The 22,992-nt window shown below is 60.0% G+C and carries 22 protein-coding genes; 18 read left to right on the top strand and 4 right to left on the bottom strand.

The genetic code is table 11. The annotated features are described in order from the left end of the window. Positions 1–55 precede the first annotated feature (55 nt). From tilS to ispD, 6 genes are all read left to right on the top strand, one after another. Entirely contained in the window at positions 56–1,360 is a 1,305-nt protein-coding gene (gene tilS / locus BMY45_RS21415) for a tRNA lysidine(34) synthetase TilS (protein ID WP_092401182.1), read from the top strand. Between the two features lie 298 nt (positions 1,361–1,658). Then, a complete protein-coding gene (locus BMY45_RS21410) occupies positions 1,659–3,290 on the top strand; it encodes a CTP synthase (RefSeq protein ID WP_092401179.1) in 1,632 nt (543 codons plus the stop codon). 4 nt (positions 3,291–3,294) lie between these two features. After that, positions 3,295–4,140: a 3-deoxy-8-phosphooctulonate synthase gene (kdsA, locus tag BMY45_RS21405; protein ID WP_092401176.1), complete on the top strand. Its 846-nt coding sequence runs from the start codon at positions 3,295–3,297 to the stop codon at positions 4,138–4,140. 250 nt (positions 4,141–4,390) lie between these two features. Then, complete coding sequence (gene eno, locus BMY45_RS21400) at positions 4,391–5,680, top strand: phosphopyruvate hydratase (RefSeq protein WP_092401173.1); 1,290 nt, start codon at positions 4,391–4,393, stop codon at positions 5,678–5,680. 170 nt (positions 5,681–5,850) lie between these two features. Then, positions 5,851–6,129 (top strand): cell division protein FtsB, encoded by a 279-nt coding sequence (gene ftsB, locus BMY45_RS21395; protein WP_047227579.1) that lies wholly within the window; start codon positions 5,851–5,853, stop codon positions 6,127–6,129. Continuing rightward, positions 6,126–6,833 carry a 2-C-methyl-D-erythritol 4-phosphate cytidylyltransferase gene (gene ispD / locus BMY45_RS21390; protein WP_092401169.1) on the top strand — a complete coding sequence of 236 codons (708 nt, stop codon included), beginning with the start codon at positions 6,126–6,128 and terminating at the stop codon, positions 6,831–6,833. The genes ftsB and ispD overlap by 4 nt, the downstream gene beginning before the upstream one ends. Before the next feature lie 135 nt (positions 6,834–6,968). Here ispD and BMY45_RS21385 read toward each other — a convergent pair whose 3' ends face one another. Then, positions 6,969–7,865 (bottom strand): LysR substrate-binding domain-containing protein, encoded by an 897-nt coding sequence (locus BMY45_RS21385; RefSeq protein ID WP_092401166.1) that lies wholly within the window; start codon positions 7,863–7,865, stop codon positions 6,969–6,971. A gap of 106 nt (positions 7,866–7,971) precedes the next feature. Between BMY45_RS21385 and BMY45_RS21380 the strand changes: the two genes are divergently transcribed. The 8 genes from BMY45_RS21380 (at position 7,972) to rpoS (ending at position 15,164) form a co-directional block, all read left to right on the top strand. Then, positions 7,972–9,084: an S-(hydroxymethyl)glutathione dehydrogenase/class III alcohol dehydrogenase gene (locus BMY45_RS21380; protein ID WP_025212132.1), complete on the top strand. Its 1,113-nt coding sequence runs from the start codon at positions 7,972–7,974 to the stop codon at positions 9,082–9,084. A gap of 8 nt (positions 9,085–9,092) precedes the next feature. Beyond that, positions 9,093–9,941, top strand: coding sequence for an S-formylglutathione hydrolase (gene fghA / locus BMY45_RS21375; RefSeq protein ID WP_092401163.1), 849 nt, complete (start codon positions 9,093–9,095; stop codon positions 9,939–9,941). A 94-nt stretch (positions 9,942–10,035) separates the two neighbouring features. Further along, positions 10,036–10,509 carry a 2-C-methyl-D-erythritol 2,4-cyclodiphosphate synthase gene (gene ispF / locus BMY45_RS21370; RefSeq protein WP_092401342.1) on the top strand — a complete coding sequence of 158 codons (474 nt, stop codon included), beginning with the start codon at positions 10,036–10,038 and terminating at the stop codon, positions 10,507–10,509. Beyond that, the gene (gene truD, locus BMY45_RS21365; RefSeq protein WP_092401160.1) at positions 10,506–11,564 is read left to right on the top strand and encodes a tRNA pseudouridine(13) synthase TruD; all 1,059 of its coding nucleotides are present in this window, start codon (positions 10,506–10,508) and stop codon (positions 11,562–11,564) included. The genes ispF and truD overlap by 4 nt, the downstream gene beginning before the upstream one ends. Further along, on the top strand, positions 11,552–12,301 hold the full coding sequence (gene surE, locus BMY45_RS21360) for a 5'/3'-nucleotidase SurE (RefSeq protein ID WP_047227585.1): 750 nt from the start codon (positions 11,552–11,554) through the stop codon (positions 12,299–12,301). Before truD ends, surE begins: the two co-directional genes overlap by 13 nt. Before the next feature lie 41 nt (positions 12,302–12,342). After that, positions 12,343–12,978: a protein-L-isoaspartate(D-aspartate) O-methyltransferase gene (locus BMY45_RS21355; protein ID WP_161796107.1), complete on the top strand. Its 636-nt coding sequence runs from the start codon at positions 12,343–12,345 to the stop codon at positions 12,976–12,978. Between the two features lie 226 nt (positions 12,979–13,204). Continuing rightward, entirely contained in the window at positions 13,205–14,050 is an 846-nt protein-coding gene (locus BMY45_RS21350) for a peptidoglycan DD-metalloendopeptidase family protein (protein ID WP_092401154.1), read from the top strand. Between the two features lie 106 nt (positions 14,051–14,156). After that, positions 14,157–15,164, top strand: coding sequence for an RNA polymerase sigma factor RpoS (gene rpoS, locus BMY45_RS21345; RefSeq protein WP_047227588.1), 1,008 nt, complete (start codon positions 14,157–14,159; stop codon positions 15,162–15,164). A 497-nt stretch (positions 15,165–15,661) separates the two neighbouring features. Here the strand turns inward: rpoS and fdxA are convergent, their stop codons facing one another. The 3 genes from fdxA to BMY45_RS21325 all read right to left on the bottom strand — a co-directional run bounded on the left by fdxA (position 15,662) and on the right by BMY45_RS21325 (position 19,613). Continuing rightward, positions 15,662–15,985 carry a ferredoxin FdxA gene (fdxA, locus tag BMY45_RS21340; protein WP_092401151.1) on the bottom strand — a complete coding sequence of 108 codons (324 nt, stop codon included), beginning with the start codon at positions 15,983–15,985 and terminating at the stop codon, positions 15,662–15,664. 139 nt (positions 15,986–16,124) lie between these two features. Further along, positions 16,125–18,692: a DNA mismatch repair protein MutS gene (gene mutS / locus BMY45_RS21335; RefSeq protein WP_177193377.1), complete on the bottom strand. Its 2,568-nt coding sequence runs from the start codon at positions 18,690–18,692 to the stop codon at positions 16,125–16,127. A gap of 567 nt (positions 18,693–19,259) precedes the next feature. Then, the gene (locus BMY45_RS21325; RefSeq protein WP_092401145.1) at positions 19,260–19,613 is read right to left on the bottom strand and encodes a DUF6124 family protein; all 354 of its coding nucleotides are present in this window, start codon (positions 19,611–19,613) and stop codon (positions 19,260–19,262) included. Positions 19,614–20,218: 605 nt separating this feature from the next. Here BMY45_RS21325 and BMY45_RS21320 point away from each other — a divergent pair. From BMY45_RS21320 to BMY45_RS21305, 4 genes are all read left to right on the top strand, one after another. Next, positions 20,219–20,953, top strand: a complete 735-nt coding sequence (locus BMY45_RS21320; RefSeq protein ID WP_092401339.1) for a LexA family transcriptional regulator — start codon at positions 20,219–20,221, stop codon at positions 20,951–20,953. A gap of 517 nt (positions 20,954–21,470) precedes the next feature. Beyond that, entirely contained in the window at positions 21,471–21,821 is a 351-nt protein-coding gene (locus BMY45_RS21315; protein WP_092401143.1) for a phage holin family protein, read from the top strand. Between the two features lie 44 nt (positions 21,822–21,865). Then, complete coding sequence (locus BMY45_RS21310) at positions 21,866–22,375, top strand: hypothetical protein (protein ID WP_092401140.1); 510 nt, start codon at positions 21,866–21,868, stop codon at positions 22,373–22,375. Positions 22,376–22,378: 3 nt separating this feature from the next. Beyond that, positions 22,379–22,990: a phage baseplate assembly protein V gene (locus tag BMY45_RS21305; protein ID WP_092401137.1), complete on the top strand. Its 612-nt coding sequence runs from the start codon at positions 22,379–22,381 to the stop codon at positions 22,988–22,990. Positions 22,991–22,992: the final 2 nt, after the last annotated feature.

Genomic DNA, 22,992 nt, shown 5'->3' with positions numbered 1-22,992 from the left:
CCGCATTCGCGGGCAAGCCCGCTCCCACATTTGATTGGTGTGTAGGCCAGTTTCTATGAATCAGCCCAGGATTGATCTGCCAAACCGGCTCCTCACACAACTGTCCCCCTGGCGCGCCGCTACCACCTGGCGCATCGCCTTCTCCGGTGGCCTCGATTCCACCGTCCTGCTGCACCTGCTCGCGTCTCTCTCCAAAACCCAAACCCTGCCACCGCTATGTGCTATCCACGTTCATCATGGCCTTCAGGCTGTGGCCGATGCATGGCCGGACCATTGTCACTCGGTCTGCAAGGCCCTTGGGGTGCCGCTTGAAGTCGTGAACGTGCAAGTCCCGCCCGGCGCCAGCGTCGAGCGTGCCGCCCGGGAGGCGCGTTATGGTGCCTTCGTGGCGCGGCTCCACAGCAATGAAGTGCTGCTCACTGCCCAGCACCGTGACGATCAGGCTGAAACCCTGTTGTTTCGTTTGTTGCGCGGGGCAGGGGTGAGGGGCTTGTCGGCGATGCCGAGGCAGCGTCCTTTGGGCCAGGGGTATTTGCTGCGACCCTTGCTCGATGTGTCCCGGGCGGAGCTGGAGGCCTACGCAACGCAACAGGGCTTGAGCTGGGTCGAGGACCCTTCCAACGACGATCATCGCTACGCGCGCAATTTCCTGCGCCAGCGAGTTTTCCCGGTATTGACCGAGCAGTGGCCTCAGACCTCGGCGACCCTGGCCCGCAGCGCTGCTCATCTGGGTGAGGCCCAAGGCTTGCTGGATGACCTGGCGCGAATCGATCTGCACCGAGCCATCACGCCCAGTTCGTTCGACTGGCTTGGGTTGCGGTCGCTTGAGTTGGCCCCGTTGCGAGCCTTGTCGCCGGCCCGTCAGCGTAATGCGTTGAGTCATTGGCTGGTTTCGATGACAACGCTGCCTGACAGCGATCATTGGTCTGGCTGGGATTCGTTGCGCGATGCAGCGGACGATGCCCGGCCGATCTGGCGGCTGGCCGGTGGTGAACTGCACCGCGCCGTCGGGCGCATCTGGTGGTTATCCGACCGCTGGCTGCGACCGGCCGCAGGCCCCGTAGAATGGCCGCTGACTGCTCAAGCATTGACCCTGCCAGACAACGGCACGGTGACCCTCGACGGTAAAATGCCCGACGGACCGCTCTGCGTCCGCTATCGTCAGGGAGGTGAAACCATGATGTTGCCCGGCCGTGGCCACCGGGATCTCAAGCGTTTGCTCAACGAAAGTGGCGTGCCGGCGTTTGCGCGCGGTCGATTGCCGCTGCTGTATCGGGACGAGCAATTGCTGGCAGTGGCTGGCTTACCAGGACTCGACAACGGCATTGATGGCAACTGGCAACTGATCTGGCAGCCATGAAACCAAGATCTGGGTTTGAGCTGAAAGGGGCTTTCCGGTAGACTACGCTCCCTTCTTGATACAACTTCTGTGGATTCGCCTGAATTGCAGGAGTTGCCGATTACCAAGCAGTCTTTGCTGGGCGATTCCAAAAAATGTGTAGCGAGCAACGTACCGGTGATTTCACTTCCGGTCTGTCCCAACGCGGCGGTTTTTTTGAAAGGTGCACTGTGATTAATGCAGGTGATCGGGGGCTTCGGCCTTCCTTCGCTTTCCCCGGCGGCTCGGACCGCTTTAACGCAGACTTCTAGGGTTTTTCATGACGCGCTACATATTCGTCACGGGCGGTGTTGTTTCTTCATTGGGGAAAGGCATTGCCTCGGCTTCATTGGCGGCCATCCTGGAGGCGCGGGGACTTAAGGTCACCATGCTCAAGCTGGACCCGTACATCAACGTCGACCCGGGCACCATGAGCCCGTTCCAGCACGGTGAAGTGTTCGTCACCCACGACGGCGCCGAGACCGACCTGGACCTGGGCCACTACGAGCGGTTCATCCGCACGACCATGACCCAGAACAACAACTTCACCACCGGCCGTGTCTACGAGCACGTGCTGCGCAAAGAGCGCCGTGGTGATTACCTGGGGGCGACCATCCAGGTCATCCCGCACATCACCGACGAAATCAAGCGCCGCATCATCAAGGGTGCCGGCGACGCCGACGTGGCGATGGTCGAAATCGGCGGCACCGTGGGTGACATCGAATCCCAGCCGTTCCTCGAAGCCATCCGCCAGTTGCGTTTCGAAATCGGCGCCAAGCGCGCGATGCTGATGCACCTGACCCTGGTTCCGTACATCGCCACCGCTGGCGAGACCAAGACCAAGCCCACCCAGCACTCGGTCAAGGAACTGCGTTCCATCGGCCTGCAGCCAGATGTGCTGATCTGCCGCTCCGATCACCCGATCGATATTTCTTCGCGTCGCAAGATCGCCCAGTTCACCAACGTTGAAGAGCGTGCGGTGATCGGCCTGGAAGATGCTGACACCATCTACAAGATCCCGGGCATCCTGCACTCCCAGGGCCTGGACGATTTCGTCGTCGAGCGTTTCGGCTTGCAGTGCGCCAGCGCCGACCTGTCCGAATGGGAAGCGGTGGTCGATGCCAAGCTCAACCCGGAACACGAAGTCACCATCGCCATGGTCGGCAAGTACATGGAGCTGCTGGATGCCTACAAGTCGCTGATCGAGGCGATGAGTCACGCCGGCATCAGCAACCGTACCAAGGTCAATCTGCGCTATATCGACTCCGAAGACATCGAGAACCAGGGCACCGGTCTGCTCGAAGGCGCCGATGCGATCCTCGTGCCGGGCGGCTTTGGCCTGCGCGGCGTGGAAGGCAAGATCACCGCTGTTCAATACGCTCGCGAAAACAAGGTGCCGTACCTGGGCATCTGCCTGGGCATGCAAGTGGCGGTCATCGAGTTCGCCCGTAACGTGATGGGCTGGAAGGACGCCAACTCCACCGAGTTCGATCGCGCCAGCGGTCACCCGGTCGTGGGCCTGATCACCGAGTGGGAAGATGCCACCGGCGCTGTGGAAGTGCGCACCGAAACGTCCGACCTGGGCGGCACCATGCGCCTCGGCGCCCAAGAATGCCTGCTTGAAGCCGGCTCCAAGGTGCACGATTGCTACGCCAAGGACGTGATCGTCGAGCGTCACCGTCACCGCTACGAAGTGAACAACAACCTGCTGCCGCAACTGATCGAAGCCGGCCTGAAAATCTCCGGCCGTTCCGGTGACGGCGCGCTGGTGGAAGTGGTGGAAGCTCCGGATCATCCATGGTTCGTCGCTTGCCAGTTCCACCCCGAGTTCACCTCGACGCCCCGGGACGGCCACCCGCTGTTCAGTGGTTTCGTGAAAGCCGCTTTGGCTCAACACCAGAAGAAGGCATAAAACGATGGCCCAGAAGATCATTCGCGTCGGCGACATCGAGATTGCCAACGACAAGCCCATGGTGCTGTTCGGCGGCATGAATGTACTGGAAAGCCGCGACATGGCGATGCAGGTCTGCGAGGAGTACGTGAAGGTCACCCAGAAACTGGGCATCCCTTATGTCTTCAAGGCCAGCTTCGACAAGGCCAATCGCTCGTCCGTGAGCTCTTACCGTGGCCCGGGCCTGGAAGAGGGCATGCGCATCTTCCAGGACATCAAGCAAGCCTTTGGCGTGCCGATCATCACCGACGTCCACGAGCCTGCCCAGGCCGCCGTGGTCGCCGAGGTCTGCGACATCATCCAGTTGCCGGCCTTCCTGTCGCGCCAGACCGACCTGGTGGTCGCGATGGCCAAGACCGGTGCGGTGATCAACATCAAGAAAGCCCAGTTCCTCGCGCCCCAGGAAATGAAGCACATCCTGAGCAAGTGCGAAGAGGCCGGCAATGACCAGTTGATCCTCTGCGAGCGTGGTTCGAGCTTCGGCTACAACAACCTGGTGGTGGACATGCTCGGCTTCGGCATCATGAAGCAGTTCGAATACCCGGTGTTCTTCGACGTGACCCACGCGCTGCAAATGCCCGGTGGTCGTTCCGATTCCGCTGGGGGGCGTCGCGCCCAGGTCACCGACCTGGCCAAGGCCGGCATGAGCCAGTCCCTGGCAGGTCTGTTTCTTGAGGCCCATCCGGACCCGGACAATGCCAAGTGTGACGGCCCTTGTGCCTTGCGCTTGAACAAGCTGGAACCGTTCCTGTCTCAGCTCAAGGCGTTGGACGAACTGGTCAAGAGTTTTCCGACGATAGAAACCGCGTAACGCGGTTTTCTCCGGTAAAGTACCGCTCGATTATCGCTTTGGCCCGCTGGCCGCACTGCTTTTGTGGGAGCATGGCTTGCCAGCGATGACGTCTTTCGGGACCGTCGTCGGCAAGCCTTACTCCTTGTGGCGAGGGAGCTTGCTCCCGCTGGAGCGCGGAGCGCTCCCCATCCAGGCTCTTGGCTGCATCGCAGCTGAGCGTGAGCAAGTTTTCTGCAACGTTCTAGTCAACTTTGGAGTGTTTACAACAATGGCAAAAATCGTCGACATCAAAGGTCGTGAAGTTCTCGACTCCCGTGGCAACCCCACTGTTGAAGCGGACGTGCTTCTCGACAACGGTATCATCGGCAGCGCCTGCGCGCCGTCCGGTGCTTCCACTGGCTCGCGCGAAGCGCTGGAGCTGCGTGATGGCGACAAGAGCCGTTACCTGGGCAAGGGCGTGCTCAAAGCCGTCGCCAACATCAACGGTCCGATCCGCGACCTGTTGCTGGGCAAGGATCCTGCCGACCAGAAAGCCCTCGATCACGCGATGATCAAGCTCGACGGTACCGAAAACAAAGCCACGCTGGGCGCCAACGCGATCCTCGCCGTGTCCTTGGCCGCTGCCAAGGCTGCCGCCCAGGACCAGGACCTGCCGCTGTACGCACACATCGCCAACCTCAACGGTACCCCGGGTGTCTACTCGATGCCGGTGCCGATGATGAACATCATCAACGGTGGCGAGCATGCCGATAACAACGTCGACATCCAGGAATTCATGGTCCAGCCGGTGGGCGCCAAGTCCTTCTCCGAAGGCCTGCGCATGGGCACCGAGATTTTCCATCACCTCAAGGCTGTGCTGAAGGCCCGTGGCCTGAGCACTGCCGTTGGCGACGAAGGCGGTTTCGCACCGAACCTGGCGTCCAACGAAGACGCGCTGAAAGTGATCTCCGAAGCCGTGGCCAACGCCGGTTACACACTGGGCACCGACGTGACCCTGGCCTTGGACTGCGCCGCCAGTGAGTTCTACGAAGACGGCAAGTACAACCTGTCCGGCGAAGGCCAGATCTTCACCGCCGAAGGTTTCGCCGATTACCTCAAGGGCCTGACCGAACGCTACCCGATCATCTCCATCGAAGATGGCCTGGACGAGTCCGACTGGGCTGGCTGGAAAATCCTCACCGACAAGATCGGCGAAAAAACCCAGCTGGTGGGCGACGACCTGTTCGTGACCAACACCAAGATCCTGAAAGAAGGCATCGACAAGAAGATCGCCAACTCGATCCTGATCAAGTTCAACCAGATCGGCACCCTGACCGAAACCCTGGAAGCCATCCAGATGGCCAAGGCTGCTGGCTACACGGCTGTGATCTCCCATCGCTCCGGCGAAACCGAAGATTCCACCATTGCCGACCTGGCCGTGGGCACTGCGGCAGGCCAGATCAAGACCGGTTCGCTGTGCCGTTCCGATCGCGTCTCCAAGTACAATCAACTGCTGCGTATTGAAGAGCAGTTGAACGGCAAGGCCAAGTACAACGGTCGTGCCGAGTTTCGCGGCTAAGCAGTAAATGGTAAAAAGACAGCGGATTGTGTCGAAAAGGTCGCCCTGGCGGCGGTTTTGCCTCTAATCTGATGCCTTATCAAGCACAAGCCTGGTTTTTCCAGGCTTCGTGCTATCAGACGCTTCAAAGTGTGGCATGGCTGTCTTTTTCACTGGATACCTGAGATTCGATGCGCAGTCCCAATTGGTTGTTTCTTGTCTTGCTCCTGTTGCTGGCTGGCCTGCAGTACCGCCTATGGGTGGGTAATGGCAGTTTGGCGCAAGTGGCGGACCTGACTCAGCAGATTGCCGAACAGCATGCCGAAAACGAGGCGTTGCTGGAGCGTAACCGGGTGATGGACGCCGAAGTCAGTGAGCTGAAAAAAGGCATGGAGACCGTTGAAGAGCGGGCTCGCCATGAACTGGGCATGGTTAAAGAGGGCGAAACCCTCTACCAGTTGGCCCAATGAGTATCCGTTTGCCGGCCTTCTGGGCCGTGATTCCTGCCGCGGGCGTTGGAGCTCGTATGGCCGCGGACCGTCCCAAGCAATACCTGCAACTGGGCGGGCGCACAATTCTTGAACACAGCCTTGGCTGTTTCCTCGATCATCCGACCGTAAAAGGCGTGGTGGTCAGTGTTGCACACGACGACCCTTATTGGCCGACCCTGGCCTGTGCCAGTGATACGCGTATCCAGCGTGTGGATGGCGGCGAACAGCGTTCGGATTCGGTGCTCAATGCCTTGCTGCATCTTCACGGGCAGGGTGCCGATGATCACGACTGGGTATTGGTGCACGACGCCGCCCGGCCCAACCTGGCCCGGGACGATCTGGACACATTGCTCAGGGAACTGGCGAATGATCCGGTCGGCGGTCTCTTGGCTGTGCCGGCGCGTGACACCCTCAAGCGAGTCGACAAACACGGCCGTGTAGTGGAAACCGTTGACCGCAGCGTTATCTGGCAAGCCTACACACCGCAAATGTTTCGTCTCGGTGCCTTGCACCGGGCCCTGGCTGACAGCCTGGTGGCCGATGCGCTGATTACCGATGAAGCGTCCGCCATGGAATGGGCGGGGCAAGCGCCACGGCTGATCGAAGGGCGGGCCGATAACCTCAAGGTCACACGCCCTGAAGATCTGGAGTGGTTGCGCCAGCGTTGGGCGAATCGCCATTAAGTGAAATCGCCATCGCGAGCAGGCTCGCTCCCACAAGGGACTTTGGCTGTACACAAAATTTGTAGCCGCTGAAAATCCAGTGTGGGAGCGAGCCTGCTCGCGATAGCAATCGCTCAGATAACATAAAAACCAGTGTTACCCCCGATACTCCGGCCGCTGGGCCAACCCCTCCTTCAAGTAATCCACCAACTTGCGCACCTTCGGCGACAAATGCCGTTGCTGCGGATACAGCGCCCACACCGCTGTATTCGGCGGCTGGTGAGCCTCTAACAGCGATATCAACGCCCCGCTGTGCAAATGCTCCAACACGTAATAGTCCGGCAACTGACACAACCCCACCCCTTGCAAAGCTGCATCCAGCACCGCCTGCCCGCTGTTACAACGCCAGTTTCCCTGCACTCGTTGGGAAAATTCCCGCCCGTTTTGCTCCAGTTGCCAGAGATCGGAGCTGCCGATCAGGCAGTTGTGGCGGCTCAATTCCGACAAGCTATGGGGGCGACCGTAGCGCTCCAGGTAGGACGCCGATGCGCACAGGTACATGCGCCGTGGCGCCAGGCGCGTGGCAACCAGGCGTGAGTCCTGCAAACGGCCCAGGCGAATCGCCAGGTCCAGGCCTTCGTGAACCAGATCGAGGGGGCGGTTGCTCAACTCGATGTCCACCCGCAATTGCGGATAAAGCGTCATGAACCGCGTCACCAGCGGCACGATGAACCGCTCGCCGTAGGCCACGGCACAGGTCATGCGCAACATGCCCTTGGGTTCGCTGGTGAGGTCGCCCACCGCTCGCAGTGCTTCTTCGCGTCCATCCTGCAAACGCTGGCAATGCTGCAAGAACGTCTGGCCGGCCTCGGTCAGGGTGACCCGGCGGGTACTGCGATACAGCAGTCGTGTCTGCAGACGCTCTTCGAGCCGTACGATTTGTCGACTGATGTGAGAAGACGAAACGCCCAGGCGTTCTGCGGCAGCGGTGAATTGGCTGCATTCGGCCACGGCGACGAACTCGTCAATCCCCTCCCAGCGGTTCTCGGACATGAATGATTATCCCTGTACAGCAATAATGTTTTGCTTTTGGTTGGATTATTCATCGTCCGGTGAGGGATTACACTCCCTGTCTTGTTTTTATTTGCTGGAGACTCCCATGATCAAGTCACGCGCGGCCGTTGCCTTCGAGGCCAAGAAACCCCTGGAAATCGTTGAAGTCGACGTCGCCATGCCCAAGGCGGGCGAAGTGTTGCTGCGTGTGGTGGCCTCGGGTGTCTGCCACACCGATGCCTACACCTTGTCGGGCGCTGACCCGGAAGGGATCTTTCCCTCGATCCTCGGCCATGAAGGCGGCGCAATTGTCGAAGCCATCGGCGAAGGTGTGACGTCGGTTGCGGTGGGCGATCATGTGATTCCGCTGTACACGCCTGAGTGCGGGCAGTGCAAGTTCTGTAAGTCGGGCAAGACCAATCTGTGTCAGGCGATTCGCGCCACCCAAGGCAAAGGCCTGATGCCGGATGGCACCTCGCGCTTTTCCTACAAGGGTGAGACGATTTTCCACTACATGGGGACCTCGACGTTCTCCGAATACACCGTATTGCCAGAAATTTCCGTGGCGAAAATCCCCAAAGAAGCGCCGCTGGAAAAAGTCTGCCTGCTGGGTTGCGGCGTCACCACCGGTATTGGTGCGGTCCTCAACACCGCCAAGGTCAAGCCAGGTGACACCGTGGCGATCTTCGGCCTGGGCGGCATTGGCCTGTCGGCAGTGATTGGTGCGGTGAAAGCCAAGGCATCGCGCATCATTGCCATCGACATCAACCCGGCCAAGTTTGAAATCGCCAAGCAACTGGGGGCCACCGATTGCGTCAACCCGAAGGATTTCGACCGTCCGATCCAGGAAGTCATCGTCGACATGACTGACGGTGGCGTGGACTTTTCCTTCGAGTGCATCGGCAATGTCCAACTGATGCGCGCCGCGCTGGAATGCTGCCACAAGGGCTGGGGCGAGTCGGTGATCATCGGTGTGGCCGGGGCGGGTCAGGAAATCGCCACCCGTCCGTTCCAGTTGGTGACCGGTCGCGTCTGGCGCGGTTCGGCGTTTGGCGGCGTGCGCGGGCGCAGCGAATTGCCAAGCTACGTAGAAATGGCCGAGAAGGGCGAGATTCCGCTGGATACCTTCATCACCCACACCATGGGCCTGGAAGATATCAACAAGGCGTTCGACCTGATGCATGAAGGCAAGAGCATCCGTACCGTTATTCATTTCTGAGGTCGGTCATGAGCCTTGAAAATATCTCCTGCCAGAAAAGCTTCGGCGGCTGGCACAAGCGTTACCGGCATCGTTCCGAAGTGCTTGGTTGTGACATGGTGTTTGCCGTGTACCTGCCGCCCCAGGCCGAGCAGGGCGGCAAGTTGCCCGTGGTGTATTGGTTGTCCGGATTGACCTGCACCGACGAGAATTTCATGCAAAAGGCCGGCGCCCAGCGCATGGCCGCCGAACTGGGCCTGATTATTGTTGCGCCGGACACCAGCCCACGCGGCGCCGACGTGCCGGGCGATCCGGACGGTGCCTGGGACTTCGGCCTGGGGGCGGGGTTTTATCTGAATGCCACGCAGGAACCGTGGGCGCGGCACTATCGGATGCATGACTACGTGGTGCAGGAATTGCCCGCCTTGGTCGAAGCGCATTTCCCGGCCTCGGATAAGCGCGGCATCAGTGGTCACTCCATGGGTGGCCACGGCGCGTTGGTCTGCGCCTTGCGTAACCCAGGGCGTTACCACTCGGTGTCGGCCTTTTCGCCGATCAACAATCCGATGGATTGCCCGTGGGGTCAGAAGGCGTTTTCTCGTTATCTGGGGGACGACCGCTCGAAGTGGCGTGAGTGGGATGCTTGTGCATTGATCGCCGAAGCCGACGAGAAGCTGCCGTTGCTGGTGGATCAGGGCGACCGCGATGATTTCCTGGCCAACCAGCTCAAGCCCGAAGCCCTGCAGCAAGCGGCCAGGGCCGCGGGTCATCCGTTGGAACTGCGCTTGCAGCCGGGCTACGATCACAGCTACTTCTTCATCGCCAGCTTCATTGAGGATCACTTGCAACATCATGCCCACGCTTTAGGGGGCGCTTAGTCGGTTTCCCCTTGGCGGGGGAGCTAATTGAGGGCGCTCCCTACGCTGAATGCAGGTAGAATCACGCCCTGACAAAAATCGGGGCGTTTTTTATATGCGTATTGGCCACGGCTACGATGTTCACCGTTTCGCTGAAGGCGACTTCATTACTCTGGGCGGCGTGCGTATTGCACACAGCTTCGGGCTGCTCGCGCATTCTGACGGTGACGTCCTGCTGCACGCCTTGAGCGACGCCTTGCTGGGCGCGGCCGCGCTGGGTGATATCGGCAAACATTTCCCCGACACCGACCCGCAATTCAAGGGCGCCGACAGCCGGGTGCTGCTGCGCCATGTCGTTTCGCTGATCCACGCCAAGGGCTGGACAGTCGGCAATGTCGATAACACCATCGTCGCCCAGGCACCGAAAATGGCGCCGCACATCGAAGCGATGCGTCGGTTGATTGCCGAGGATCTGCAAGTCGAGCTGGACCAGGTCAACGTAAAAGCCACCACCACCGAGAAGCTGGGTTTCGTCGGTCGCGAAGAAGGCATTGCCGTTCATAGCGTTGCCTTGTTGCTGCGCCCATGACCGAACTTGAACTATTGGGCCCCCGTGCCTACGGCGAGTCGCTGGGCAGCGCCGTACTCAAGGCCACTGCTGAAGACTTCCAGGTCGATGAAGTGCTCGACATCCCGCTGACGGGCGAAGGCGAGCACTTATGGATCTGGGTTGAAAAACGCGGTTTGAACACTGAAGAGGCGGCCCGACGAATTGCCAAGGCCGCCGGCGTATCGTTGCGCACCGTCAGTTATGCCGGTCTCAAGGACCGCCAGGCGCTGACCCGCCAGTGGTTCAGCGTCCAGTTGCCGGGCAAGGCCGACCCGGACCTGTCGGCGGCAGAAAACGAAACGCTGAAGATCCTCAAGACCGGTCGCCATAAACGCAAGCTGCAACGCGGCGCGCACTCGGCCAATGGCTTCACTCTGCGCCTGACCCAGTTCAAGGGTGACGTGGCCGCCATCGAGGCGCGGCTGCAACAGATTACGCGCCAGGGCATCCCCAATTATTTCGGCGCCCAACGGTTCGGGCATGACGGCGGTAACCTCGTCGATGCCCGCGCCTGGGCGGTGCGCAAGGCTTTGCCGGAACAGCGCAATGTGCGTTCACGGCTGTTGTCCACCGCCCGCAGTTTTCTGTTCAACCGGGTGTTGGCGGCGCGGGTTGCCGACGGCACCTGGCAGCAGGCGCAGGTCGGCGACTTGCTGGCCTTCACCGACAGCCGCAGCTTTTTCCCGGCGGGTGAAGCTGAATGCAGCGATCCACGCCTGGCGATCCTCGATCTGCACCCGACCGGGCCGCAGTGGGGCGAGGGACCTTCGCCTGCCGCCGGCGCGACCTTTGAGTTGGAACAGGCCATCGCCGAGAGCGAAGCCGACCTGCGCGACTGGTTGATAAACGCGGGAATGAGTCACGAACGTCGCATCCTGCGACTGCCCATTGGCGGCCTGTCGTGGCATTATCCCCAGCCTGACATTCTGCAACTGGAATTCGTCCTGCCGGCCGGATGTTTCGCCACTGTCTTGGTGCGCGAACTCGTCGATCTGGTGCCGGTGGGGCAGACGGACAGCCCATGCGTATTCTGATTTCTAACGACGACGGGGTGACAGCACCCGGCCTTGCCGCGCTTTATGCTGCGCTGGCGGATTTTGCCGAATGCGTGGTCATTGCCCCGGACCAGGATAAAAGCGGCGCCAGCAGTTCGCTGACGCTCGACCGACCATTACACCCGTGTTATCTGGATAATGGTTTCATCAGCCTCAACGGCACCCCGACCGACTGCGTGCACCTGGGCCTCAACGGCTTGCTGGAGCGTGAGCCGGACATGGTGGTTTCGGGCATCAACCTGGGTGCTAACCTGGGCGATGACGTGCTTTATTCCGGCACCGTGGCCGCCGCCCTTGAGGGACGTTTCCTCGGGCATCCGTCGTTTGCCTTTTCGTTTGTTTCGCGGCAAGTCGATAATTTGCCTACTGCCGCGTACTTCGCCCGCAAGTTGGTCGAGGCCCATGGCGAATTGGACCTGCCTCCGCGCACGGTGCTGAACGTGAACATTCCGAACTTGCCACTGGATCACATCCGAGGCATCCAGCTCACTCGCCTGGGGCATCGTGCCCGAGCGGCCAAGCCCATGCAGGTGGTCGATCCCCGGGGCAAGGCCGGTTACTGGATCGCCGCGGCTGGTGATGCCGAGGATGGCGGGCCGGGCACCGATTTTCATGCAGTGATGCAAGGCTATGTCTCGATCACGCCGTTGCAGCTGGATCGCACCTTCAACGATGCTTTTCGAACGCTCGATGGCTGGCTGGAGGGGCTGCGCTGATGGCTCGCGAGCAAGACGACATACTGCGCCGCGGAATCGGCATGACCTCCCAACGTACCCGGGAGCGGCTGATTCAACGGCTCTATGAAGAAGGCCTTTCCAACGCCCAGGTGCTGGAAGTGATTCGCCGCACCCCACGGCATTTGTTCGTCGATGAAGCCTTGGCCCATCGCGCCTACGAAGACACCGCATTGCCGATCGGCCACAACCAGACCATTTCCCAGCCTTATATGGTGGCCCGCATGAGCGAGTTGCTGCTGGAGGCGGGGCCGCTGGACAAGGTGCTGGAGATCGGCACCGGTTCGGGTTACCAGACGGCGGTGTTGTCGCAGCTGGTGGAGCGGGTATTTTCCGTGGAGCGGATCAAGGTGCTGCAGGATCGCGCCAAGGAACGTCTGGTGGAACTGAACCTGCGCAATGTGGTGTTTCGCTGGGGCGATGGCTGGGAAGGCTGGCCGGCCTTGGCACCTTATAACGGCATCATCGTGACCGCCGTGGCCACTGATGTGCCCCAGGCCTTGCTGGATCAACTCGCGCCCGGCGGCCGGCTGGTCATTCCGGTGGGGGCTGGTGAAGTCCAGCAATTGATGCTGATCGTGCGCGAAGAACATGGGTTTTCTCGCCACGTACTGGGGGCGGTTCGCTTCGTTCCGTTGCTTAACGGGCCATTGGCCTGAGCATTTATAAACAGACGCTGAATTCCGTAGCGTGGGTCGTGTCTTACATCGGCACTGATCTTGTCACCGTTGTTTGGTTAAACGGATTCCAACGGCGTCGAGCAAACGTGTGCGCCAGCGCCTCGCGCTTCTTTAATAGAGGTGGGGTTGCGGCCAGCTGTATTTGTAATACCGTTGCCTGCATGGGCAGTTTCCAATTTTTCAACCACCACAAAGGGAGCGGCGGGTGAGTCTCACAGTCATTGCGCAGCGTATGGGTATCACGAGCTTTCAGCGCCTGGTGACTGGCCTTGTCTTGAGTACCTTGCTGGTCGGTTGCTCCAGTACCCCGTCGGGTAACGTCCGGGTTGTCGATCGCACCAATGCAACGCCTCAACGTCCTACAGTAACGACCGGTCAGTATGTAGTCCGTCGCGGTGATACGCTGTTTTCCATCGCTTTTCGCTATGGCTGGGACTACAAAGCCCTCGCTGCGCGAAACAACATTCCTGCGCCTTATACGATTCATCCGGGTCAGAGAATTCGCTTTGATGGGCGCAGTGGTTCAACGCCTACCGCGGTGGTCACTCAGTCCGGTTCGACGACTTCGTCGTCGAGTAAAACCACGGTGATTCGCCGTCCGGTCGGTGCTGCAACGGCAACAGTACCGTCCGTCGCGAGCAAACCGGCACCTGCTCCTACCCCTGCGGCAGGCCCCAGCCCGAGCGGCTGGGGATGGCCTTCTAATGGCGTTCTGATTGGAAAATTCTCTTCAAACGGTAGTTTGAATAAAGGAATTGATATCGCCGGGGATTTGGGACAGCCTGTTTTAGCCGCGTCTGATGGCACGGTTGTGTACGCCGGGAGTGGTTTAAGGGGCTACGGCGAACTCGTGATCATCAAACACAGCGATACCTACGTCAGTGCCTACGGTCACAACCGCAGGCTGTTGGTTCGGGAGGGGCAGCAGGTCAAGGTCGGGCAAAAAATTGCCGAAATGGGATCAACGGGAACGGACCGGGTGAAACTGCATTTTGAGATTCGCCGACAAGGTAAGCCAGTCGATCCGCTGCAATTCCTGCCACGTCGTTGATTTGATTGTCAGCCTGTTCCGTCACGTAGAGGGAACAGGCTCCAGCGTTGCCAAGGATAAAGGCGTCGCTTGAGCTTGAGGTCGAACTCACCAAAGGACTATAACAATGGCTCTCAGTAAAGAAGTGCCGGAGTTTGACATCGACGATGAGGTTCTCCTTATGGAGACCGGCATCGCTATGGATTCGATGTCGAATGATGAAGGGGCGACTCCACCTTCCGTTCGTGCCAAATCCAGACACTCCGCTTCGCTTAAACAACATAAGTACATCGACTACACACGGGCGCTGGACGCCACTCAGCTGTACCTCAACGAAATCGGCTTCTCGCCGCTGCTCTCCCCCGAGGAAGAAGTTCATTTTGCGCGTCTGTCGCAAAGTGGCGATCCGGCCGGGCGAAAACGCATGATTGAAAGCAACTTGCGCCTGGTGGTGAAAATCGCCCGACGCTACGTCAATCGTGGACTGTCGCTGCTGGACCTGATCGAAGAGGGTAACCTGGGGCTGATTCGCGCTGTCGAGAAATTCGACCCCGAGCGAGGCTTCCGTTTCTCGACCTATGCGACCTGGTGGATTCGTCAGACCATCGAGCGGGCGATCATGAATCAGACCCGGACCATCCGGTTGCCGATCCATGTGGTCAAGGAGCTGAACGTCTACCTGCGGGCTGCCCGTGAACTCACCCAAAAGCTCGACCACGAACCCTCGCCCGAAGAGATCGCCAACCTGCTGGAAAAACCGGTGGGCGAGGTCAAGCGCATGCTTGGGCTCAACGAGCGGGTTTCTTCGGTTGACGTCTCACTGGGTCCGGACTCGGATAAAACCCTGTTGGACACACTCACCGATGACCGACCTACCGACCCTTGCGAGCTGCTCCAGGATGATGACTTGTCCCAGAGCATCGACCAGTGGCTCTCGGAGCTCACGGACAAGCAACGGGAAGTGGTGATTCGCCGCTTCGGCTTGCGCGGTCATGAAAGCAGCACCCTTGAAGATGTGGGCCTGGAAATCGGGCTGACCCGTGAGCGGGTCAGGCAGATTCAGGTCGAAGGCCTCAAGCGTCTTCGGGAGATCCTGGAGAAGAACGGCCTGTCGAGCGAGTCGTTGTTCCAATAAACAGGAACGCGAGCGTAATAGGAAAAGCCCTGACTGGTTCGGGGCTTTTTCGTTTCTGTGGCGGCTGTTGCAGTGCTTACGTTGTTTGTCGTCTTGGTGTGTAAGCTTTTGCCTAGTGTTGCGTAAGCGTTTGGTTTGCCGGCGGAGGGATAGACGACTATAAAGGTCGTCGTATTTTTCATATCTTATTGATATATAAGGGTATTTATCTGTATTTCAGTGCTGTGACAGGGCCGGGCGACGGTGTGAGGCCAATTGCACTCGCCGAGGAAAATACTAATATCAGTCCTGTGTCGACGGACAGACACACCTGTCACGGACGATGGGGAAGGAAGGACATCGCAGGACGCGATTCATCAGGACGATGAAAAGGATCAAAGGGATTAGGGAAAAAATGTGGGCGGGTCAAACCGCCCCTTTTTTTTGCCTGCGATTTAGTGAATTCGAGAAAACAAAAAGGCCCGCAAGGGGCCTTTTTCGACGAACGCAGGGTGATATCAGCGTTCGAGGTCTTTGAGCTTGTCTGGCTTGCCATCCCATTCCTTGGCTTCTGGCAGCTCGTCTTTCTTTTCGGTGATGTTCGGCCAGATCTCCGCCAGTTCGGCGTTCAGCTCGATGAAGTTTTCCATGCCGGCCGGCACTTCGTCTTCCGAGAAAATGGCGTTCGCCGGGCATTCCGGTTCACACAGGGCGCAATCGATGCACTCGTCCGGGTGAATGACCAGAAAGTTCGGCCCTTCGTAAAAGCAGTCCACCGGACAGACTTCTACGCAGTCGGTGTACTTGCACTTGATGCAGTTGTCGGTGACGACGAAGGTCATTCTAATTCTCTCCTCAGGCGCGGCGTGCTGCGCCCCTTCACGTGGGGGCGTAGGTTCGGGAGCGATAGTCTGCGGACCAGGCTAAAAGTCCGCAGCATCCCAAACCGCGCGAGATTCTAACAGCTTGCAAGCCCGTGCGTTAGATCCGTGTCTTCAATGTATAGAGCAATTCAAGTGCCCGACGTGGCGTCAGGTCGTCCAGATCCACTTTGGCCAGTTCATCGAGCACCGGATGCGGCAGGCTGGCGAACAGGTCGCTCTGCTGCGGAGCAGCCGGTTTACCTTTGCTCGGGCGCGGTGCTTCGTGGGGCAAGCTGGTGGTTTCCAGCCGGCTCAAGTGCTCGCGAGCACGGCTGATGACTTCGCTCGGTACGCCGGCCAGTTGCGCGACTGCCAGGCCGTAACTCTGGCTGGCCGGGCCGGGTAGCACGTGGTGCAGGAACACGATGCGCTCGTTGTGCTCGGTGGCATTGAGATGCACGTTAGCCACCAGTGGCTGGCTTTCTGGCAGCACCGTCAGTTCGAAATAGTGGGTGGCGAACAGGGTGTAGGCCCGCAGGTGCGCCAGGCGTTCGGCCGCCGCCCAGGCCAGGGACAGGCCGTCGAAGGTGCTGGTGCCGCGTCCGACTTCGTCCATCAGCACCAGGCTGCGTTCGGTGGCGTTGTGCAGGATGTTCGCTGTTTCGCTCATTTCCACCATGAAGGTCGAGCGCCCGCCGGCCAGGTCATCGCTGGAGCCGATCCGGGTGAAGATCCGGTCCACCAGGGACAATTCGCAACTGGCCGCCGGCACGAAGCTGCCGATGTGGGCCAGCAGCACGATCAATGCGGTCTGGCGCATGTAGGTGGATTTACCGCCCATGTTCGGACCGGTGATCACCAACATGCGGGTGTTGTCATCCAGGCTCAGGTCGTTGGCCACGAACGGCGTGGTCAATACCTGTTCGACCACCGGGTGACGACCCTGGCTGATGCGCATGCACGGCTCGCTGACAAACCGCGGGCAGTTGAGGTCCAGGTTGAGCGCGCGTTCGGCCAAGTTACTCAGCACGTCCAGCTCCGCCAGGGCGCCGGCGGTGTCCTGCAGCGGCGGCAGTTGGCTGATCAAGTCTTCGAGCAGCGCCTCATAGAGCATCTTTTCCCGGGCCAGGGCGCGGCTCTTGGCCGACAGCGCCTTGTCTTCGAAGGCCTTGAGTTCCGGGGTAATGAAGCGCTCGGCACCCTTGAGGGTTTGGCGGCGAATGTAGTCAGCCGGCGCCTGTTCAGCCTGTTTGCTCGGCAATTCGATGAAGTAACCGTGGATGCGGTTGTAGCCGACCTTGAGATTGGCGAGGCCCGTACGGGCTTTTTCCCGGGCTTCGAGGTCGATCAGGAACTGACCGGCGTTCTCGCTCAACGATTGCAGCTCGTCGAGTTCGGCGTCGTAGCCGGTTTTCAGCACGCCGCCGTCACGGATCACCGCCGGCGGGTTATCGATAATGGCTTTTTCCAGCAGCGCGGCCAGCTCCGGGTAAGTGCGAGTGGTGCGCGCCAGTTGTTGCAGGTGCGGCGCTTCCAGGTCGGTCATCGCCACCTGAAGCTCGGGCAGGGCTCCGAGGGCATCGCGCAGGCGCGCCAAGTCACGGGGGCGGGCGTTGCGCAGGCCGATCCGCGCCAGGATCCGCTCGATGTCACCGATTTCCTTGAGCTGCGGTTGCAACTGTTCGAAGCGATAACGATCCAGCAGGCAGGTAATGGAACTCTGGCGCGCCAGCAGCACCGTCAGGTCCCGCAACGGACGGTTCAGCCAACGGGTCAGCAGACGGCTGCCCATCGCGGTCTGGCAGCGATCGACCACCGATTGCAGGGTGTTGTCGCGCCCGCCGGCCAGGTTGGTGTCCAGTTCCAGGTTGCGTCGACTCGCGCCGTCCAGCACCACGGTGTCATCCAGGCGCTCATGACGCAGGCTGCGCAAGTGGGGCAGGGCGGTGCGCTGGGTTTCCTTGGCGTAGGCCAGCAGGCATCCGGCAGCGCCAATAGCCAGGGTCAGGTTTTCGCAGCCGAAGCCTTTGAGGTCCTGGGTGGAGAACTGCTGGCAGAGACTTTTCAGCGCCGAGTCGCGCTCAAAATCCCACGGCGCCCGACGACGCACGCCACGGCGTTTTTCCGCCGGCAGGTCTTTGGGCCAGTCGTCCGGGATCAGCAATTCAACCGGATTGACCCGCTCCAGCTCCGCCAACAGGTTTTCCCAACCCTTGATCTCCAGCACCGAGAAGTTGCCGCTGGTGATGTCCAGCACGGCGAGGCCGAACAGGCGTTCATCGCCCAGCACGGCGGCGATCAGGTTGTCCCGGCGTTCATCCAGCAAGGCTTCATCACTGACCGTACCCGGCGTGATGATCCGTACGACTTGGCGTTCCACCGGCCCTTTGCTGGTGGCCGGGTCGCCGACCTGCTCGCAGATCACTACCGACTCGCCGAGCTTGACCAGCTTCGCCAGGTAACCTTCCGCCGCGTGGTAAGGAATCCCACACATCGGAATCGCCATGCCCGCCGATTGCCCACGCGCCGTCAGGGTGATGTCCAACAACTTGGCGGCCTTCTTCGCATCCTCATAGAAGATCTCGTAGAAGTCGCCCATGCGGTAGAACATCAACTGATCGGGGTGCTGATTCTTCAATCGCCAGTATTGCTGCATCATCGGCGTGTGGGAGGACAGGTCGTTCACGGCTGTATTCATGGGTGTCAGGGAGGCTCGTTGAAAGGTGTGGGGCAAAAGGAGGGGCATTGGCCCGGCTTTTCCGCGATGGGCGCAAGGTTAACATGGGCGGTCTGGTGCGACCCAGCGTTTGGGATTGTGTGCATATCCGTTGCTGCGGTAACGGCTGCTTATGGTTCCGCCCTTACGGCGGCTCACTTTCGAAAAGCCGGAAGCCGGCCCAGGCGAAAGTAAGCAAAGCGCTTTTGCCCCACCACTCGGTGCTCGCCTAGGCTCGGCATGCCTGAACGAAGGCATCGCTCCGTGGGCCGCCGCGAAGGGCCATCCATGGCCCAGCGCGGCTAACCCGGCATCCATGCCGGGTTGCCCACTGCGCAATACCTTCGTTCAGCCAGCGTGGTTAATGGGGCGCCGAGATCAACGTCCACCGCGAGGCGGCCTGATAGCCGGCCTGGTTCTTGGTGGAACCGCGTTTCCCCTGTGGGAGCGGGCTTGCTCGCGAAGGCGGCGGTGAATTCAACACTTTCGTAGCTGACACAATTGCTATCGCGAGGTGGCTCATTCCCATATGGATGCCTACCTCGGCTCAACCACATCCAACGCCCGATTCGCCAACAACTGCCCCAGCTCAATCATCTGCTGGACCCCCAGCGCGATATGCCGGCGCGAGCCCTGCAGGTCGAACGCCAGGTCACTGACCATGGCATTGGCCGAGGCCAGGGTTTCGCTGAGGTTGGCGAGCAGGCATTCGGCGTCGATGTTAGGGGCGATGATGAAAAGGGTGTCGAGGGTGTCGGATGTTTCTTTGTCGGCTTTCGGCTTGAGGTAATAGTCCAAGGCTCGGGTGGCGGCTTCGTCGAGTTTCTTGGCGTTGGCAGACTGGCTGTGGGAGATGTGATCGTTTGGGGGATTCGGTGTGTTCTTTGGCATTTATGGATCCTTGAAGTTGAGCCACCACTCACTCGCGACTAAACGAGGGGGTGGCAGCTGTACGCAGGTTAGTCGACCGGGGATCCAAGGAACCGGCGCGCCCGAGGGCGCCCTGCGCACAGCCACCATCGAGTGCAGGAAAAGGGAATACCTGACTGAATGGAGCAGTGAGCACCTTGGAATACCGAGCGACTAAACCCGATCACTGATGGGCAGTGACAGGAACCAAAGTACCGATGGGATCCAAGGTGAACAAGCCGGCGAATTCTGGCGCAGTCGTAGGCTGAGGCGCAAGGCGATGTAGCTTGGCGTCGCACATTTGAAGGACGCGGATCGAGGGATTTCCCAAGAAGCTGTAGGGGGAATTCCCCCGTGACCAGCAAGCTCTTGTGGCGAGGGGATTTATCCCCGTTGGCTGCGCAGCAGCCCCTAGAGTCATTCAATCTGCCTGACACACCGGCTGCGGCATTTTGGGGCCGCTTCGCGCCCCAGCGGGGATAAATCCCCTCGCCACAATGGACTGAATATGCTTCAAGTGAGCGGTATCCCATATTTATGCAAAACAGCATTTGTCTTCTACGAAAAGAACAAGCACTATGCGCGTTATGCAAAAACGCAACGTTTCTACCGTATTAAGAGCATTGCTCGATCAGCACGGGATCTCCCCCACGGAGCTTCACCGGCGTACCGGCGTGCCTCAGTCCACCCTCTCGCGGATTCTCAGCGGCAAGATCGTCGATCCTTCGGATAAACACATCTCGAAGATCGCTGAATACTTCGCCGTGAGCACCGACCAGTTGCGCGGGCGCGCGGACCTTTCGCCCGCGGGCAATAGCCGTCGCGACGAGCCGCATTCCGAACTCAAGGACATAAGCCTTTGGGACGACGAAACACCCGTCGAGGACGACGAGGTGTCGGTCCCTTTTCTGCGTGAGGTTGAATTGGCTGCTGGATCAGGAAGATTCGTCATCGAGGAAAGCGAGCGCTCAAGCCTGCGCTTCGGCAAGCGCAGCCTGCGGCATAACGGCGTGCAGTTCGACCAGGCCAAATGCGTGACCGTTCGCGGCAACAGCATGTTGCCGGTGCTGCGCGACGGCGCCACGGTCGGTGTGAATGCAGGCAAATGCGGGATCGGCGACATCGTCGACGGCGACCTCTACGCCATCAATCACAACGGCCAACTGCGGGTGAAGCAGCTTTATCGTCTGCCCACCGGCATCCGCCTGCGTAGCTTCAACCGCGACGAGCACCCGGATGAGGACTACACCTTCCAGGAAATGCAGGATGAGCAAATCGTCATCCTAGGCCACGTCTTCTGGTGGGGCATGTACGCCCGTTAACCCTCTCGCTGTCAGATAAAACCCGCCACCGTGCGGGTTTTTTTTCGCCTCTGAAAATCGCCCAACCCCCGTATCCATTGAACGGCGATGCGTTGATGCATGAGCTGCGCATAAATAAATGCATTTACGCATTGACTGTATATGCATGCATGCATATTCTGTGTCCAAGCCGCTCGACAAAGCGGCTGGCAACAAAGCTCTTTAGTTCCACCAACAGGCAGCGATGAACCGGCCTTAACGGTTCAGAGGGTTGGCAACTGACCCGGGTGTGCAGCGTAAAGCACCAGAAGCAGTTATCCGGCGGGCAGGGACCGCGGTCGGAAAAACAATTTGAATGGATCCGTACCGCGCCAGTCGCGCCGAAAGATCAACTTCCTACAGGCCACCGGCCAGGGAAGGCGAAGGACCGCATTACTGAAAAGCCCGGTTCACCCCGGGCTTTTTGGAATGCCTACCTCAAGAGACATCGTTTGAACCCAATACACACCTTTCATCCATCACCCCCAGGAGGCGTGACATGACAAACGAGCAACAAGCGTTGCTGGACATGCCGATCTGGCTGGTCATCGTGCTCGCCCTGGTGGGCGGGGTGTCCGGCGAGATGTGGCGTGCCGACAAAGAGGGCGCCCGCGGCTGGTCGCTGTTGCGCCGCCTGGCCTTGCGCTCCGGCGCCTGCATGGTCTGCGGCGTCTCGGCAATCATGCTGCTGTATGCCCTTGGCCTGTCGATCTGGAGCGCCGGCGCGCTGGGCTGTTTGACCGCCATGGCCGGTGCCGATGTGGCCATCGGTCTTTATGAGCGATGGGTTGCCAAGCGCATTGGCGTTTGCGAAGTGCCGCCGCGTGATTCTCGCCACGACCAACAGTGAGCGGCGGCTGATCCTCGCGTCGCCATAAAAACAGGAGGCCATCAATGCCCATCATCGAAAAACCTTCGCAGCTGTTTACCGCCATCGCCGAAACCCTGCGTACCACTGTTCCCGGTTTGCGGGCCGGCACGCTCCAGGATTTCGACGGTATTGGCGATCAACCCTGGGTGTTGATCGCTTTTGAGCGGGATGCGCCGGGCAACCGGGCCAACGATGGACGTATCGCGCATGACCTGACGGTTTCCATGCAGGTCGTGTTGCCCGGTACAGCGTTGGCGGCCTCCGATCTGGCCAGTGAGTTGAAGCACCTGGTCGTCAATAACCGCTGGAATCTGCCGGGCGATCAATGCGACCTGCCCATGAACATCGAAGGCATCGCATCCACGTTCACCCACGAAGCTCGGGCGTACACCGCCTGGACCCTTTCCTTTACCCAAACCCTCTACCTCGGCCCGACGCTGCTGGAGGACCCGTTGGGCATCCCGAAATTTGCCCGGACCTGGGAAGTGTCGGACATCGACGACCCGGCTCAATACACCGCACTCGAGGACTGACCCATGTTTGATGCGCTGTTACGGATGCATCTGGGGCCGCTCATCGAGCGTCTGGCCGAGATGGAAACCGAGCTGGAGGACCTGCACCGACGCGCCGACAGTTTTTGTCGCATCGGCGTTTGTCAGGAGGTCGACGCGGCCAGCAACACCTGCAAGGTCAGCCATGGCGAGTTGTTGACCCCGGCGATCCGTTTTTTCAATCCCAGTGCTGGCGAACAGAGCGAGTCGCGCATCCCCTCGGTGGGCGAGCAGTGTTTGCTGCTCAACCATGGCGGCGGTGAGAGCGGTGGGCAGTCGGTGGCCTTGTTCGGCCTCAACGGCGGTCAGTTTCCACCCGTCTCGACACAGGCTTCGCTGACGCGTCGTCTCTATCAGGACGGTTCGGAAAACGGCTACGACCACGCCAGTCATGTCCTGCATTGGAAAAATGGCCCGGCGGCGTTCGCCGGTTCCCGTGAGTCCCTCGACTTAAGCATTGGCCCGGCGAGGCTGGTAATGACGCCGCAGGCCATCGAATTGCAACTGGGCGCCGTCGGCCTGCGGCTCGACGCGTCCGGTGTGCACCTGAGCGGCCCGGTGGTGGACCACCAGGGGCGCGTCATCAGTACCGCATAAGA

The organism is Pseudomonas sp. NFACC39-1, from assembly GCF_900110355.1.
In the GTDB taxonomy this organism is placed as follows: domain Bacteria; phylum Pseudomonadota; class Gammaproteobacteria; order Pseudomonadales; family Pseudomonadaceae; genus Aquipseudomonas; species Aquipseudomonas tehranensis.
The sequence above is the reverse complement of the archived record's forward strand: the minus strand, read 5'-3'. Positions and strand labels throughout refer to the sequence as shown.

Bases quoted from the DNA above. Each gene is read 5' to 3' on its own strand.
- BMY45_RS21305 (WP_092401137.1), top strand. From the start codon at position 22,379: ATGTTTGATGCGCTGTTACGGATGCATCTGGGGCCGCTCATCGAGCGT.
- kdsA (WP_092401176.1), top strand. From the start codon at position 3,295: ATGGCCCAGAAGATCATTCGCGTCGGCGACATCGAGATTGCCAACGAC.
- BMY45_RS21410 (WP_092401179.1), top strand. From the start codon at position 1,659: ATGACGCGCTACATATTCGTCACGGGCGGTGTTGTTTCTTCATTGGGG.
- ispF (WP_092401342.1), top strand. From the start codon at position 10,036: ATGCGTATTGGCCACGGCTACGATGTTCACCGTTTCGCTGAAGGCGAC.
- rpoS (WP_047227588.1), top strand. From the start codon at position 14,157: ATGGCTCTCAGTAAAGAAGTGCCGGAGTTTGACATCGACGATGAGGTT.
- BMY45_RS21355 (WP_161796107.1), top strand. From the start codon at position 12,343: ATGACCTCCCAACGTACCCGGGAGCGGCTGATTCAACGGCTCTATGAA.
- BMY45_RS21325 (WP_092401145.1), bottom strand. From the start codon at position 19,613: ATGCCAAAGAACACACCGAATCCCCCAAACGATCACATCTCCCACAGC.
- eno (WP_092401173.1), top strand. From the start codon at position 4,391: ATGGCAAAAATCGTCGACATCAAAGGTCGTGAAGTTCTCGACTCCCGT.
- ispD (WP_092401169.1), top strand. From the start codon at position 6,126: ATGAGTATCCGTTTGCCGGCCTTCTGGGCCGTGATTCCTGCCGCGGGC.
- fdxA (WP_092401151.1), bottom strand. From the start codon at position 15,985: ATGACCTTCGTCGTCACCGACAACTGCATCAAGTGCAAGTACACCGAC.
- fghA (WP_092401163.1), top strand. From the start codon at position 9,093: ATGAGCCTTGAAAATATCTCCTGCCAGAAAAGCTTCGGCGGCTGGCAC.
- BMY45_RS21385 (WP_092401166.1), bottom strand. From the start codon at position 7,865: ATGTCCGAGAACCGCTGGGAGGGGATTGACGAGTTCGTCGCCGTGGCC.
- BMY45_RS21320 (WP_092401339.1), top strand. From the start codon at position 20,219: ATGCAAAAACGCAACGTTTCTACCGTATTAAGAGCATTGCTCGATCAG.
- tilS (WP_092401182.1), top strand. From the start codon at position 56: ATGAATCAGCCCAGGATTGATCTGCCAAACCGGCTCCTCACACAACTG.
- surE (WP_047227585.1), top strand. From the start codon at position 11,552: ATGCGTATTCTGATTTCTAACGACGACGGGGTGACAGCACCCGGCCTT.
- truD (WP_092401160.1), top strand. From the start codon at position 10,506: ATGACCGAACTTGAACTATTGGGCCCCCGTGCCTACGGCGAGTCGCTG.
- BMY45_RS21380 (WP_025212132.1), top strand. From the start codon at position 7,972: ATGATCAAGTCACGCGCGGCCGTTGCCTTCGAGGCCAAGAAACCCCTG.
- BMY45_RS21310 (WP_092401140.1), top strand. From the start codon at position 21,866: ATGCCCATCATCGAAAAACCTTCGCAGCTGTTTACCGCCATCGCCGAA.
- BMY45_RS21315 (WP_092401143.1), top strand. From the start codon at position 21,471: ATGACAAACGAGCAACAAGCGTTGCTGGACATGCCGATCTGGCTGGTC.
- ftsB (WP_047227579.1), top strand. From the start codon at position 5,851: ATGCGCAGTCCCAATTGGTTGTTTCTTGTCTTGCTCCTGTTGCTGGCT.